This window comes from Hyphomonas sp. NPDC076881 (assembly GCF_050269995.1).
In the GTDB taxonomy this organism is placed as follows: domain Bacteria; phylum Pseudomonadota; class Alphaproteobacteria; order Caulobacterales; family Hyphomonadaceae; genus Hyphomonas.
In genome coordinates this window covers 83,439-96,557 of the sequence record NZ_JBNNJJ010000002.1, presented here as the reverse complement: position 1 = coordinate 96,557, position 13,119 = coordinate 83,439, and the positions used below count along the sequence as shown (strand labels likewise).

At 62.7% G+C, this 13,119-nt stretch carries 14 protein-coding genes; 5 read left to right on the top strand and 9 right to left on the bottom strand.

Annotation, left to right across the window (positions count from 1 at the left end; genetic code table 11):
* The 5 genes from ACQKI2_RS02380 to ACQKI2_RS02360 all read right to left on the bottom strand — a co-directional run bounded on the left by ACQKI2_RS02380 (position 1) and on the right by ACQKI2_RS02360 (position 3,947).
* The gene (locus ACQKI2_RS02380) at positions 1–498 is read right to left on the bottom strand and encodes an ArsI/CadI family heavy metal resistance metalloenzyme (protein ID WP_427378136.1); all 498 of its coding nucleotides are present in this window, start codon (positions 496–498) and stop codon (positions 1–3) included.
* 25 nt (positions 499–523) lie between these two features.
* Positions 524–877, bottom strand: coding sequence for an ArsR/SmtB family transcription factor (locus ACQKI2_RS02375; protein WP_427378135.1), 354 nt, complete (start codon positions 875–877; stop codon positions 524–526).
* Positions 878–921: 44 nt separating this feature from the next.
* The gene (locus ACQKI2_RS02370) at positions 922–1,533 is read right to left on the bottom strand and encodes a 2OG-Fe(II) oxygenase family protein (protein WP_427378134.1); all 612 of its coding nucleotides are present in this window, start codon (positions 1,531–1,533) and stop codon (positions 922–924) included.
* A gap of 204 nt (positions 1,534–1,737) precedes the next feature.
* Positions 1,738–2,349, bottom strand: a complete 612-nt coding sequence (locus ACQKI2_RS02365; RefSeq protein WP_427378133.1) for a hypothetical protein — start codon at positions 2,347–2,349, stop codon at positions 1,738–1,740.
* A 701-nt stretch (positions 2,350–3,050) separates the two neighbouring features.
* Positions 3,051–3,947 (bottom strand): class I SAM-dependent methyltransferase, encoded by an 897-nt coding sequence (locus tag ACQKI2_RS02360; protein WP_427378132.1) that lies wholly within the window; start codon positions 3,945–3,947, stop codon positions 3,051–3,053.
* Positions 3,948–4,124: 177 nt separating this feature from the next.
* On the opposite strand from ACQKI2_RS02360, the gene ACQKI2_RS02355 reads away from it, so the two are divergent.
* Positions 4,125–4,610, top strand: a complete 486-nt coding sequence (locus tag ACQKI2_RS02355) for an Hsp20 family protein (protein ID WP_427378131.1) — start codon at positions 4,125–4,127, stop codon at positions 4,608–4,610.
* 51 nt (positions 4,611–4,661) lie between these two features.
* On the opposite strand, the gene ACQKI2_RS02350 is transcribed toward ACQKI2_RS02355, so the two are convergent.
* Positions 4,662–5,687, bottom strand: a complete 1,026-nt coding sequence (locus tag ACQKI2_RS02350) for a glutathione S-transferase family protein (protein ID WP_427378130.1) — start codon at positions 5,685–5,687, stop codon at positions 4,662–4,664.
* 130 nt (positions 5,688–5,817) lie between these two features.
* On the opposite strand from ACQKI2_RS02350, the gene ACQKI2_RS02345 reads away from it, so the two are divergent.
* On the top strand, positions 5,818–6,867 hold the full coding sequence (locus tag ACQKI2_RS02345) for a glycosyltransferase (RefSeq protein ID WP_427378129.1): 1,050 nt from the start codon (positions 5,818–5,820) through the stop codon (positions 6,865–6,867).
* Here the strand turns inward: ACQKI2_RS02345 and ACQKI2_RS02340 are convergent, their stop codons facing one another.
* The 3 genes from ACQKI2_RS02340 to ACQKI2_RS02330 form a co-directional block, all read right to left on the bottom strand.
* The gene (locus ACQKI2_RS02340) at positions 6,868–7,317 is read right to left on the bottom strand and encodes a riboflavin biosynthesis protein RibD (protein ID WP_427378128.1); all 450 of its coding nucleotides are present in this window, start codon (positions 7,315–7,317) and stop codon (positions 6,868–6,870) included.
* On the bottom strand, positions 7,314–8,027 hold the full coding sequence (gpmA, locus tag ACQKI2_RS02335) for a 2,3-diphosphoglycerate-dependent phosphoglycerate mutase (RefSeq protein ID WP_427378127.1): 714 nt from the start codon (positions 8,025–8,027) through the stop codon (positions 7,314–7,316). Before gpmA ends, ACQKI2_RS02340 begins: the two co-directional genes overlap by 4 nt.
* A 78-nt stretch (positions 8,028–8,105) precedes the next feature.
* Entirely contained in the window at positions 8,106–9,248 is a 1,143-nt protein-coding gene (locus tag ACQKI2_RS02330; protein WP_427378126.1) for an AGE family epimerase/isomerase, read from the bottom strand.
* Positions 9,249–9,375: 127 nt separating this feature from the next.
* On the opposite strand from ACQKI2_RS02330, the gene ACQKI2_RS02325 reads away from it, so the two are divergent.
* The 3 genes from ACQKI2_RS02325 (at position 9,376) to ACQKI2_RS02315 (ending at position 12,967) form a co-directional block, all read left to right on the top strand.
* A complete protein-coding gene (locus ACQKI2_RS02325; protein WP_427378125.1) occupies positions 9,376–9,954 on the top strand; it encodes a hypothetical protein in 579 nt (192 codons plus the stop codon).
* Positions 9,955–10,088: 134 nt separating this feature from the next.
* Positions 10,089–12,254, top strand: coding sequence for a prolyl oligopeptidase family serine peptidase (locus tag ACQKI2_RS02320; RefSeq protein WP_427378124.1), 2,166 nt, complete (start codon positions 10,089–10,091; stop codon positions 12,252–12,254).
* A gap of 116 nt (positions 12,255–12,370) precedes the next feature.
* The gene (locus tag ACQKI2_RS02315; protein ID WP_427378123.1) at positions 12,371–12,967 is read left to right on the top strand and encodes a GNAT family N-acetyltransferase; all 597 of its coding nucleotides are present in this window, start codon (positions 12,371–12,373) and stop codon (positions 12,965–12,967) included.
* Positions 12,968–13,119 lie beyond the last annotated feature (152 nt).

Sequence of the window (13,119 nt, the reverse complement as noted above, 5' to 3'; positions counted from 1 at the left end):
TTACCCGCAACAACCGGCAGGGGTGGTTTCGGCCTTCGGGGCCGGGGCGGGACAGCAGGCCGTCGCCGGAATGGCCATGCCGGTCGGCGTCGCGGCCAGGCGCGCGCCTTCAATCTCCGGCCCGCCGCCATACACGGCGCTTTCGCCAACGGTGTGGAACACTTCCCAGGGCACGCCCGCCGGATCATTCACCCAGCTCTTTTCGGACTGGGCGTAGCAGCACACCGTCGCGCCCTCTTCCAGAACCGGCGCATCGGCCGCTTTCAGCCTTGCATACACCTCGGCCAGTTCCTCGCCCGTTTCTGCCTGGATGCCCAGATGCTCCACGCCCGGCGCTGCGCCCCGCGCGCTGATCGCCAGGTTCACCCGCGGATCCTCCAGCATCCATTTGGCATAGTCGTCCTTCAGCACCGTAGGCTGGGCGGCAAACAGCGTCGAATAGAACGCCACCGAGCGTGGCAGATCTTCCACCGCAATGTGAACATGCAGGCGTTTCATGGGATGTCCTTTCTTCCCGGAATTATCAGCAGCAGCGCGATTGCGCCGCCTCCAGCACAGGCGTGCAAATCTCGCTGCGCCCCTGGCAGCAATCTTCCATCAGGAACACGATCAGTCCGCTGATGGCCTCATACTGGGCTTTGTAGATGATGGAGCGGCCCTGCCGCGTACCTTCGATCAGGCCGGCATTGGACAGCAGCGTCAGCTGCGCCGAAAGCGTATTGGGCGGCACGCCAAGCGCGGCGGCAATCTCCCCGGCGGGCAGGCCGTCAGGCCCCGCCTTGATCAGCAGGCGGAACAGCGCCAGCCGGTTTTCCTGAGCCAGGGCGGAAAGCTGCGCCAATGCAGCCGATTGAGAGAGGGCGGTCTTCGTTTCCATATTTCCAATATCGTGGAAATATGGAAAAGGTCAAGCAGTGATTTTCATCCCCGCCGCTTCAGGCCGTAATTGAAGCTGACGGAGATGCGCGCCTCCTCCGTCCGGCTCGGCATCACCTCATGCCGCAGCCAGCTTTCCCAGAGCAGGCAATGGCCTTCGCGCGGCTGCACATACACAAACCGGCGTGCCTCTTCCGGCGCATCCTCGCGCAGTTGCGGGGCCGCCATCATCATCGCCAGGCGCGGGTCTTCATACTTGATGCGCCCCGCGCCTTCGGGAACGGCCACATAAAAGGTGCCCGAGATCACACTCCCAGGATGTATGTGCCCGGAATGATGCCCGCCTTCGCCCAGGATATTCACCCAGATCGCGTCCAGCGTGAGCGCCAACCCCTCCATGTCCCAGGAATGATCGCGCGCAAATTTCGCCGCCGCCTTGTCCAGATGCTTCTTGAGCTCGGCAAATTCGGGAAACCGCTCCGGCAGGTCGTCCAGCGAGGCATAGGACGTATACCCATCATACCCCTCCGCCTCGCACCAGGCGTTGCCCGCCGTGTCTTCCTCTTCCAAGAGCCAGGCGCACCGCTCCAGCCCCTCGCGCAGCGCGTCGCTGCCAATCTTCAATTCCTCGATCCGGGTGGCAAACAGAACGCGCATGGGCAGGGCCCTCCAAAGCTTCCTGCGCCCTTACAAGGCCGGGGCGAGAGCTTCAAGCAGGGCGGGAGCATCCAGCCGGCTGGCAACCCGTAGGGCGGATAGAGCAAAGCGAAATCCGCCATCCCCAAACACAGCGCCCGTGTGCGTCGGATTTCGGCTTCCCAGCCTCTATCCGACCTACGAGTCGCGATGTGACTCGGTACTTCAGAAGCCTTCTGCTTCTCGGATCAGTTCGTCGATATATGACAGAGCGGCCTCCGCAACAACGATGGGGTCACGCTCTGCGTTTGCGAACGGTTTGCCCAAATGCTGGGTTGGTGGAGAGTAGGTGGTTTTGTGGTCGCGATCCTTTACCGGCATCAGCTTCAGGCGCGGCGGTATGACTTTTAGGGAGGGGTCGAAGTTTTCGTTCTTGCCAGACCAGTTAATGTTGATGACGCCGCCCTTTGAGGAAATGCTTAAGTTATCGATACGCATTGGCTTCGAAGGGTCAATTGGACGACCAAATGATATGCCACCAGGTTCGCGTTTGGTTGTGCGAGTAAGCCCGTGCTCGTCGTCGTTGCGCGCTTGGAAAACATACTGAAGCAGCTCGTCTTTTCTGCGGAAAGAGTTCCGCTGGCCGAACCACATCGTTGCTTTAGCGTCACCTTTCACAGCTTGTTCAAGCGCCGTGTAAATGCCCTTCCATGCCCGCAGAAAGGTGAACCACTCATCCTCTTGCCCCTCAAGTGAAGATTCTTTCTTCATGCGAGCCAGCGCTTTTGATGCGATGCGATACCTATCTTTGGCTTTTTCTAGTATGGCGCTGTCCATGCTTCGCACCGACAAAAGAAGCTCAACGATACCCCCGGCGACTGATCAAACAGATACCCAAGGCGCGGACGGAAGGAAGAGAGGGCGCGCAGTGCTGGCGCCCTCTCTATTTCAGAAGATCACTTCTTCTTGGTCGGAGACGGTTTTACTCGTTCCTCAACCGTTGTCTTCGGGCTGCGCTTTGCATGTGCCTTCGTGACGTAGCGGCCAGAAATAGCGCTTCGTGCGCGGGTTCCCTGTGTCATTCGCATTCACCTCCTTTCTAAGAGGCCGGAGCGAGCGGTCGAGTTGACTGAGGCAAACAATTGCGATTCAAAAGAACCGCTGCACTTAGCCTTGGTCTGGCCTCGACCTCTCTAATAGGTTGCCAGACTTCGAATGAGGCCCGCCTGATGTGGTAGTTGGGCGGGCCGATTCGCAGACCCTAATAGGCTGTAACGACTCGTGTTTTTCGGCAACCGATAAGATTCCCTTTGGAATCCGGGCTATCCGAAGAGCCATGGATTCCACTAGAGCGATTCTGTCGGCGGCGAGTCTCGTGGGGAGCTTCTCATCTGCCGGAGACCGTTGAAGCCCCGTTGGAGTTTTTGCCTCGCTCCTTGGAGTTTCCGTTGGAGTTTTTTCCGGGCGCTTGTCCCCCAAAATCAAAGCCCGCCACGGGGGGGCCGGGCGGGCTTTGGGTGGGGAAGGGGGCAGGGCCCTTATTCCGGCTTGCGGAATTTCAGGGTCATCCGGTCGCTCTCGCCGATGGCCTTGTATTTCTCCGGGTCAAAGCCCTCAATGGTCACTCCGTCGCGGCCAGAGGTGGCGCTGTTGGGCGGCAGGGTCCACACGCCGAAGGGGTGGTCGGCGGTGTCGGCCGGGTTGGCGTTGATCTCGCTGCCTTCCACGAATTCAAAGCCGGCGGCGGTGGCGAGGCCCTTCACGAAGTCCTCGTGAACATAGCCGCTGGAAGCGGTCGGGTCCTGCATCGCGGTCGAGGGCAGGCGGTGTTCCACCACGCCCAGGGTGCCGCCGGGCTTCAGCGCCGCATAGGCATCGGTGAAGAATTTCTCGGTATAGCCGCCCGCCATCCAGTTATGGATGTTGCGGAAGGTCAGCACGGCATCGGCCGTGCCCGCCTCGGTCAGCGGGCCGGAGGTGGCAGAAAACGCTGAATATTCAATGGTTCCAAAGCGCGGATCGGCATAGGCGGCCTGGAATTCGGCCAGGCGCTCCTCCATCCGGGCGCGCCGCTCAGCGTCTTCCACGGAGGCGGTGTCAAAGCCAGCGGCCACCAGCGTGCCACCGCCAGACGCCAGCCAGGGTGCCAGGATGTTGGTATACCAGCCCCCGCCCGGCCAGATCTCGACCACCTTGTCACCGGCTTCGACGCCGAAGAATTCCAGCGTCTCCACCGGGTGGCGCCATTGGTCGCGCGCCTTTTCCTCGGGCGAGCGCAGGTCGGAATTGACGATGTCGGCCAGGCTGGCCGCCGGCGCGGCGTCGGGCGCTGCGGTTTCGGCGGCGCCGTCTGCGGGGGCTTCGGCCGGCGGGGCGGCCTGGTTACAGGCGGCCAGCATCGCCGCCGAAGCGGCCATCAGCATCAGTTTTTTCATCAAACGTCTCCATCCCAAGGGGTCTTGATACCCCTCCTACGCTACCCACATAGGGCTTGTCACGGTGCCGCAAAGCGGGCCGGGGCCGGAAGAAGTGCCAGCGCCATGTGAACGGGCTGGAGTTTCGCTTCCCCTCCGAAAAACTCCAACCACAGTTGCTTTTGAGAGGACTGTAAAATGAGCAATATCGATCTCACCCCCCTGTATCGCACCATGGTCGGCTTTGACCGTCTCGCCGGCATGATCGATCAGGCCTCCCGCCTCGACGGGACGCAGGGCTATCCCCCTTATAATATCGAGAAAGTCGACGAAAACGCCTTCGCCATCGAAATCGCCGTCGCCGGGTTTACCGAGGCTGACCTCGAAATCGAAACCAAGGAAGGCCTGCTGACGGTCGCCGGCAAGAAAGGCGAAACCGAAGACGGCAATGGCCGCAATTTCCTCCATCGCGGCATCGCCCAGCGCAGCTTCATCCGCCGCTTCCAGCTTGCCGATCACGTTCTCGTGACCGGGGCCAGCCTTGAGCATGGCGTGCTGCGCATCGACCTCATCCGCGAGATCCCGGAAGAGAAGAAAGCCCGCAAGATCGAAATCGGCACGGGCACCTCTGCCAAGGGTCCGAAACTGATCGGCAAGAAGTCCGCCACAGACAACGCAGCTTAAATCAGCTTACAGCGTTTGCCGTGAGGCGACGGAACGGAAGGCCCTCGCAGCTCAGGCTGCGGGGGTCTTTTCCTTTGCGCGCGGCTCGGCGAAGTGGTCGCCCGCCCCAGCTTCGGCCAGAAAGGCAGCAAGGCCCTCGGCCTCTTTCGCCCCGCGCACACGGTCGCGCAGCTTCTGGAAAGAGCGCCCGGCATAATTCTGCGTCGCCTGCTCGAACACGCCGCCTTCCAGCGTCACCGAAAACCGCTTGGCCTGGCGCCCGGCGCTCGCCGCATTGGCAGCCGCCCAGGGCAGATAGGCGCGGGCCACATCGCCCTCGAACAGTGGCAGCAGCGTGGGTTTCAGCGCGTCCAGTTCGGCAAACGGCCCGCCTGCCTTGGGATCAGCCATATTCTCGCACCATGCCACCACGAAAGGCGCCCGGTCGTTCAGCCAGGCCGCCGGCGTCGGGTCGGTCAGCATCTGCTGGAACTGCGCGGCCAGCGCGAAGTCCGCCGCCGATGGGCGCCCGCCGAGCAGGAACAGATGCTCCTTCAGATGGTCGTTAAGGCGAAGGGCAAAGTTGCGATAAGACGCCTCCAGCGCCCGGGCATTTTCCGCTTCTGCGCCCACCAGTGGCAGACGCGCCAGCATCCGCTCGGCAATCTGCTTGGCCGGGGTCTTGTAGGCGCGCGGGCGCTTGCCGCCGTTCAGCTGTACCAGAACGCGGATGGAGGCTGCATCCCGGTCAGGCATCTGGCCCCAGCGCTGCTGGAACATCGCCTTGTTCAGCCATTCGTCCGCATAGTCCTCAAGGATCAGCGAGATAAGGGCCAGCGTGGCATCTTCCGGCTGGATCGCGGGGTCTGGATGGGCCTTGTCCAGGATCGACAGGATCTGCGTGGAATCCTGGTTCACCTTGCCTTCGGGCGAGACCAGCAGCGGCACTGTCGGCGCCTTGGCCAGTTCGCGGAACTCGGCGTCATTGGCGCTGCAGCGGGCCACCCATTCGAAGTCTAGCCCCTTGTAACGCAACGCCGCGCGCACCTTGAAAGAGTAGGGCGACGTGTCAGCGCCAAAGAGTCTGTAGCCGGCCATCAGAAAAATCTCTCGGGAAACATGGGGTCTCTCTAGGCAGTTCACTTCCCGCTGCCAAGCATAGTTTGCCGCAATCACTGTTCCCCGGTATGCGCTGTTGCAACAGGAATACGGTTCCGGGAGATGAAAAATGCGGGTGATGCATGTTATGGCAGGCGCGGTTGAAGGCGGCGCAGAGAACATCATGCTGGAATCGGTGCTGGCCCTCGCCGAGGCCGGATACACCCAGCATGTCGTGACGCGCCCGGACAATCAGTTCCGTATCGGCAAGTTCAAGGACGCCGGCATCGGGGTTGATACCGCCAGTTTCAACAATGCCTGGCCATTCCCGACACGCAGCGTTCTTGGCCGCGCGATCAAAGCGTTCAAGCCAGATGTGATCGAATACTGGATGGGCCGCGCCGGTCAGTTTGCGCCCAAGGCTTACCGCAACCGGTCGGTTGCCTGGTATGGCGGCTATTACAAGCTCGCCCGCTTCACCAATTGCGAATGGCATGTGGGCCTCACCATAGACCTTCTGCGCCATATCCGCGAGCAGGGGGTGCCGGAGGATCGCTCGGCGATCATTCATACGTATGCGGATTTCACCGGATCAGCCCCGGCAGACCGCGCCGCCCTCAACACACCGGCCGATGCGCCCGTTGCCCTCGCTCTGGCGCGCCTGCATGAGAAGAAGGGCCTCGATACGCTGCTGGACGCGACCGCCAAGGTGCCCGGCCTTTATGTATGGATCGCAGGGGAGGGGCCGCTCGAGGCCGAACTCAAAGCGCATTGCACACGCCTTGGCCTTGATGACCGGGTCCGTTTCCTCGGCTGGCGGAATGATCGCGGCGCGCTGCTGGAAGCCTGCGATGTGGTGGCCTTTCCCTCCCGCTACGAGCCCTTTGGCACGGTGACGGTGGATGCCTGGGCGGCCTCACGTCCGCTCGTCGCTGCCGATGCGGCCGGCCCGGCCGCCTATGTGAAGGACGGCGTCAATGGGCTGCTCATTCCGAAGAATGATGTCGATGCGCTCGCCAATGCGCTCACCCGCGTGATCACCGACAAGGCGCTCGCCGCAAAGCTGGTCGAAGGCGGGCGCGCCAGTTATGAGGCGCAGTTCAACAAGGCCGCGTTCCAGCGCGACTCGGCCGCCTTCTATGAGCGCGTCCGCGCCCATGCCGGGCCATTTGCCGGCTGATCAGTGTTCCTGAGACGCCGCAAAGAACCAGCGATAAAGCCGCGCGGCAGCGTGTTTTCCAAGGCCGGTTTCGACGCGCACGCCACCCTCCCGGAGGATCGCCAGCCCGTCCCGCGCAGTGGGGTGGGGGTCTTCGATGGCCACAACCACGCGCGCAATCCCGGCATCCACCAGCTTGCGCGAGCAGGACGCCGCCCCGCTGGAGCGTTCCCGGCAGGGTTCCAGCGTCACATAGGCTGTGCCGCCTTTGGCTTTTCCGGCGGCTTCCTCCAGCGCGATCTCTTCGGCATGGGGGCGCCCGCCGGTGCCGGTAACTCCGGCGCCGACGATATGCCCGGCGGCGTCCACTAATATACAGCCTACGGACGGGTTCTTGCCGGTCAGGCCATGATTGAGGCGGGCAAGCTGAAAGGCCCGTCCCATCATCCGCCGGTCGCGCCGTTTGCTCATGGCAGCGGTGGCAACGGCTGGGCCCGGCTTTCGTCGAGATAGCGCACCGAAACCGGCTTGAGATTGGTGTCGAGTTCGATCAGCAGCGGGTTACCCGTGGGGATCTCGACGCCGGTGATCGACTCGTCGGGCACCCGGAACAGATGTTTCACAAGCGCGCGCAGCGAGTTGCCATGCGCAGCAATCAGCGTGTCCTTGCCAGCAATCAGCTCGGGCGCGATACGCTGTTCCCAATAGGGCAGCACGCGCTCCAGCGTCGTTTTCAGGCTTTCCGTGTTCGGAATGTCGATGCCTTTGTAACGCGGATCGGGCGTGAGGTCGTAGGTGCTGCCTACTTCCAGCGGCGGGGGCGGAATGTCATAGCTGCGGCGCCAGACGTGAACCTGCTCTTCGCCATGCTTGGCGGCGGTCTCAGCCTTGTCGAGCCCGGTGAGGCCGCCATAGTGGCGTTCGTTGAGGTGCCAATCCTTCTCGATCGGCAGCCATACGCGCTTCATTTCGGTAAGGGCCAGCCACAGCGTGCGGATGGCGCGGGTCTGCACGCTGGTAAATCCGGCGCGGAAATCGGCGTCGAGCGCGGCCAGCATCTGGCCGGCTTTGCGCGCTTCGGCTTCGCCTTTCTCCGTCAGGTCTGCGTCCCACCAGCCGGTGAAGCGGTTTTCAAGGTTCCAGGCAGACTGGCCGTGCCGGATCAGGACGAGCTTGGTCATGGCATTCCTCAATTTTTGGGCAGCCTGGCTCAAGGCTGCCGGGTTTGGCCGCTCTCTTTCCTGTAAATTGCCCGAATATCAAGCGCCCATCACGCGGATCAGCTCTGCAAAGGCGAGCACCACATGATAGCCGGTGGAGGCAGGCATGTTGGAAGAAAGGATGGCCCCGTCAGCGCCGAAATGGTCGATCCAGCCGCCATCTTCGGTGAGATATTCGTCCATCAGGATGTCAAAGCTGCGGCAGGCGGCCGCGGCGTAGCGTTCGTCTCGCCGGGCTTCCAGCATGGCAAGGTGGGCTTTGAGGGCTTCGGTCTGCGGCCAGGTGCGGCGCGAAGCGTCTACCGGTGCGCCGCCGCGCGCCGCCGTCTGGATCGCCCGTCCCTCCACGTCCAGGGTGGTCAGCGCGTAGGCGTAGAGGCGCTCGGCAGATGCAGAGACCGCCTCTCCCCGCGCGCGGGCATAGGCATGCAGCAGCCACACCCATTCGAACTGATGGCCGGGCTCCACAATCCGGCTGGCGTCGCCGGGCAGGGGCGACCAGTCCGGCGCGAAGAATTCGCCCAGCAGCCCCTGATCCCCGGCGGTGAATCTCGTTTCGAACAGTCCGGCCAGCTCATCGGCCCGGGCCAGATGGCCCCCGTCTGGCTGGAGTGCGTGCAGCGACAGGCACGCTTCCAGCAGGTGCATGTGCGGGTTCTGCTGCCGCTGGGCCGGTGGGGGCAGGGCTTCGGCGTATCCGCCATTCACCCGGTCGCGCGCTGCCCGCTCCAGGTGGGCGAGGATGCCATTGGCTGCGGCCAGCGCGGGCTCTGCAGGGCCGGGGCCGCGCGCCGCTTCTGCCAGGGCAAACAGTGTAAAGGCGGTATCGTAAAGATCGAAGGCCGGGTCGGTCAGCTGGCCGGTGGTGTAGGAAAGCGCCCGCCCTGTCAGCCCTTGCGCATTGAGGGCCGGGCCGGCCAGCGTTGCCACGCCGGCATTCACCAGCCGGGCGGCCGTGTCGCGCTTCCAGCCCATCCGCCAGGCTTCGGCGAAAACATAGGTCTGCCGGGCCTGCACCCGCACGCGCGTGGTATCGAGCGTCGCATCATCCAGAGACGTCGTCAGCGCTTCGGGGAAGAGGCCGGCTTCATTTACGCCGTGATCCGCCCAAAGCGGGAAGCAGCTGTCAAACAGCCAGCTTCTGGCCTCACGGGCCCGCCTCTGAAGCGCCGATACAGACATAAGGTGTTGCCTTCCCCCCGGACTAACGCTGCAATTGGCTCGCCAATATCTGCGTCCACCTGCTAACAGGAGCCTGACAGATTGGCCAGCGCCTGACCGGCATTCGGCAGGCAATGCAGGAGCGCCGATGCGCGACAAGATTTTCTTCCCCCTCGCGGCGCTGCTGACCGTGTTGATGGTTCTCCTGGCGATCCAGCCGGGCATTGGCCGTCTGCCCACAGGCGCTGTGGCCGGGGATGGCTTGAACTATTCGCGCATCGTGATTGATGACACCTATCTCAACAAGATCGTGCAGGGCAATGACGCCACTGCCCAGCTGATCCGGGACCGGGGCACCTATTTCCTTCATATCGAAGGCGCTGCAGATGAGTTGGTTGCCGCCCCTGAACTCAACCCGCATTTCCGGATCGCTGCAGATGTGGAGATGCAGTTCGCGGGGCGGCGCATTCGCGTGACCGCGCGTGTCCGCCCCGCAGATGTCAGGGGCGCCAGCCAGGTCGAGATGAATTATTCGGCCGGCCGCTTGGGGGATTCCGGCTGGCAGACGCTTGATCTGGGGCAGGGCTTCACAGAGGTCAGCTTTGAATATGATGTGCCCCCGCTTCAGGGTGAGCAGGGGGTCGATTACATCGCCATCCGCCCGGCAGTTCCGGAAGGGTCGCGCGCCATCATTCTGGAAAGCATCGTGCTGGAGCGTCTGCCTTGAGCGGGCTTCACGAGGTTGCGAAGCCGGTTGCACAGCTTTCTCCCTGCCGGTATCAAACTTTATATCTTGAGAGGATCCGGGGGCATTCATATGCCCGGGCTGCCGGTCCATAGACTTCAGAAATAGGAGAATTCATGCGCACCATTTTCGTGTCGCTGAGCGCCTTGCTTCTTGCCGCCTGTGCTTCAGGCACCCCATCGGAGACCAATTTGACCGCTGACACTTCCCCCGCCGCTGTTCCCTTTGATGAAACCTCCCATCTCTGGCTGGAAGAGGTTGAGGGCGCAGAGGCGCTTGCCTGGGTGACCGCGCAGAATGAGCGGACGCTGGCCGAGCTTCAGGCCGATCCGCGCTATGCCGGGTTTGAGGCGGAGGCCCTTGAAGTGCTCAACTCGTCCGAGCGCATCCCCTATGGCAGCGTGCGCGACGGCTATGTCTATAATTTCTGGCAGGATGAAAAAAACGTCCGCGGCCTCTGGCGCCGCACGCCTCTGGCCAGCTACGCCACCGAAACCCCCGCCTGGGAAACGATTGTCGATTTCGACAAGCTGTCCGCCGATGAAGGCGCCAACTGGGTCTACAAGGGCGCCAACTGCCTGCGCCCGGCGCCGGGCGGGGAATGGCGCTGCCTGGTCTCGCTGTCGGATGGCGGCAAGGACGCGGTGATCAACCGCGAATTCAATCTGGCAACCAAGCAGTTCGTCGAGGGCGGCTTCGTCACCGCTGAAGCCAAGCAGGGCCTCGCCTGGGCCGGGCCCGATACGCTGCTGATCGCCACGGACTGGGGCGAAGGCACGCTGACGGAATCGGGCTATCCCTCCATCGTCAAACGCTGGCAGCGCGGCACGCCGGTGGAAGAGGCGGTTGAACTTTTCCGCGGCAAGGAAACCGATGTCGGCGTCTGGCCGATGACGATGAAACTGGAAGATGGCCGTGTCCTGCAGGGCGCCGTGCAATCGGAAACCTTCTTTACCCAGAAGTATTTCTGGTTCCCGGAAGGGGAGACCGAGGGTGTCCGCTGGCCGCTGCCGCTGAAAGCCACGCCCAATGGCATCTATAAGGGCCAGTTCCTTTTCACCATCGAGCAGGACTGGACGCCTGAAGGCCAGGAAGCCTTCAAAGCCGGAGACCTTCTCTCTTTCGAACTCGGCGCGTTCCTCGAAACCCGCTCCCTGCCGCCGGTCACGCTCGCTTTCCGCCCGTCGGAAGCCCAGGCGGTCAATGGCGTGGCCATCGCCAAGGGCGCGGCGCTTCTCTCCATCAGCGACAATGTCGTGGGCAAGGTGCTGCGCATCGAGCCGTCGGCTGGCGGATGGGCCACATCGCCGGTGGAACTCCCCGGCACAGGTCAGGTCGGTATCGCCTTCGCCGATGAGGATGAAACCGCCGTCTTCCTCAACTATGAGGATTTCCTCACGCCCAGCTCACTGCTGAATTATGATGTCACCAGCGGCGCTGTCACGCCGCTGAAATCCCTCCCCGCCAAGTTTGATGCCACCGGCCTCAAGGTGGAGCAGTTCTTCGCCACCTCGAAAGACGGCACCCGCGTGCCCTATTTCATCATTCACCGCGAAAACATGCCGCTTGATGGCACGACGCCGACGCTGCTCTATGGCTATGGCGGTTTCCAGGTGTCGATGACGCCGGGCTACAGCCCGGTCAGCGGCCGTCTCTGGCTGGAAGAGGGCGGGGCGTATGTCCTCGCCAATATCCGGGGTGGCGGCGAATTTGGCCCCAACTGGCACCAGGCGGGCCTGAAACAGAACCGTCAGCGCATCTATGACGACTTCATCGCCGTCGGCGAAGATCTCATTGAACGGAAGATTACCAGCCCCGAACATCTCGGCATCATGGGCGGCTCCAATGGCGGCCTCTTGATGGGCGTGATGCTCAATCAGCGCCCGGATCTCTGGAACGCGGTTGTCGTGCAGGTGCCGCTGCTCGACATGCTGCGCTACCATCTCCTGCTGGCGGGCGCCTCCTGGGTGGATGAATATGGCTCTCCGGATGTGCCGGAGGAACGCGCCTTCCTCGAAACCATCTCGCCCTACCAGAATTTCGATGCGTCGAAGCCTTACCCCACGCCCTTCTTCGTCACCTCGACGAAGGACGACCGGGTGCATCCGGGCCATGCCCGCAAGATGGCCAAGCGTTTTGAAGAGGCAGGCCTGCCTTTCCTCTATTTCGAAAACATGGACGGCGGCCACGCCGCGGCGGCCGACCAGACGGCCCGTGCCAAACGCTCGGCGTTGGAATACACTTATCTCTCCCGCCAGCTTTTCCCGAAAGCGGCGGAATAGTCAGGACAGGGCGCAGGCCCTCCGCGCAGATATGCAGGAACGGGCCGGTTATTCCGGCCCGTTTCTTTTTTGGCTTTCTTTTGCCGGTGGGCGCCGCTTAGGGCATAATGAATGCCATGAAGCTCGATGCGCCCGGATTGGTGGTGGCAAATGTGCGCCTGGACCCTGTCACGCAGGCGCACCGGGAAATCCTTGCGGCCTCAGGCGCCATCGAAGCGATGTGGAACTGGATGCCGCTGATGGATACCGGCACCAGTTTCAATGCCTATTTTGACCAGACCCTGCAGGACGCCCGGGAAGGCCGGATGGTGCCCTTCGCCATCACGCGGACCACCGACGGCGCGTTTGCCGGTGTGGTTTCCTATATGAACATCGCCCGCCTGCACCGGCGCCTGCGGATCGGATACCGCTGGCAACCGCCGGAAATGCGCGGCGGCCTCGTCTCGGCAGCGACATCCCTTGCCCTGATGCAGCGGGCAAAGGATTGCCGCTTCCAGCGCATCGAATTTCTGGTGAATGTGGCCAACAAGGAGGCCATCGCGTCGGTGGAACGCTTTGGCGCAGCCCGGGAAGGCACGCTGCGCCACTATATGCGCACGGCCAATGGCCTCTGGGCCGATGTGGCGGCTTTCTCCCTGATCGGCCCGGAAATAGACCGCACGATCGCCAGCCTCCGCCAGCATGTGGAGGCCCTGGAGGCTGCCGAAGCTTGACCTGTGGATTACCCCGTGCTTTAGGCGCCCCAAATTCCGCGCAGTCCATAAGCGCGCCCTGACCGGCACATGTTCCTATATAGAAGGAACGGGAGGCCAGCGGGGCCCCCCGCCCGGCGAAGTTTCGCTCAGCGGGGCTTTTGCGTTTTGCT

Coding starts and splice junctions, on each gene's coding strand:
- ACQKI2_RS02380 (WP_427378136.1), bottom strand. CDS start 498: ATGAAACGCCTGCATGTTCACATTGCGGTGGAAGATCTGCCACGCTCG.
- ACQKI2_RS02375 (WP_427378135.1), bottom strand. CDS start 877: ATGGAAACGAAGACCGCCCTCTCTCAATCGGCTGCATTGGCGCAGCTT.
- ACQKI2_RS02370 (WP_427378134.1), bottom strand. CDS start 1,533: ATGCGCGTTCTGTTTGCCACCCGGATCGAGGAATTGAAGATTGGCAGC.
- ACQKI2_RS02365 (WP_427378133.1), bottom strand. CDS start 2,349: ATGGACAGCGCCATACTAGAAAAAGCCAAAGATAGGTATCGCATCGCA.
- ACQKI2_RS02360 (WP_427378132.1), bottom strand. CDS start 3,947: ATGAAAAAACTGATGCTGATGGCCGCTTCGGCGGCGATGCTGGCCGCC.
- ACQKI2_RS02355 (WP_427378131.1), top strand. CDS start 4,125: ATGAGCAATATCGATCTCACCCCCCTGTATCGCACCATGGTCGGCTTT.
- ACQKI2_RS02350 (WP_427378130.1), bottom strand. CDS start 5,687: ATGGCCGGCTACAGACTCTTTGGCGCTGACACGTCGCCCTACTCTTTC.
- ACQKI2_RS02345 (WP_427378129.1), top strand. CDS start 5,818: ATGCGGGTGATGCATGTTATGGCAGGCGCGGTTGAAGGCGGCGCAGAG.
- ACQKI2_RS02340 (WP_427378128.1), bottom strand. CDS start 7,317: ATGAGCAAACGGCGCGACCGGCGGATGATGGGACGGGCCTTTCAGCTT.
- gpmA (WP_427378127.1), bottom strand. CDS start 8,027: ATGACCAAGCTCGTCCTGATCCGGCACGGCCAGTCTGCCTGGAACCTT.
- ACQKI2_RS02330 (WP_427378126.1), bottom strand. CDS start 9,248: ATGTCTGTATCGGCGCTTCAGAGGCGGGCCCGTGAGGCCAGAAGCTGG.
- ACQKI2_RS02325 (WP_427378125.1), top strand. CDS start 9,376: ATGCGCGACAAGATTTTCTTCCCCCTCGCGGCGCTGCTGACCGTGTTG.
- ACQKI2_RS02320 (WP_427378124.1), top strand. CDS start 10,089: ATGCGCACCATTTTCGTGTCGCTGAGCGCCTTGCTTCTTGCCGCCTGT.
- ACQKI2_RS02315 (WP_427378123.1), top strand. CDS start 12,371: ATGAAGCTCGATGCGCCCGGATTGGTGGTGGCAAATGTGCGCCTGGAC.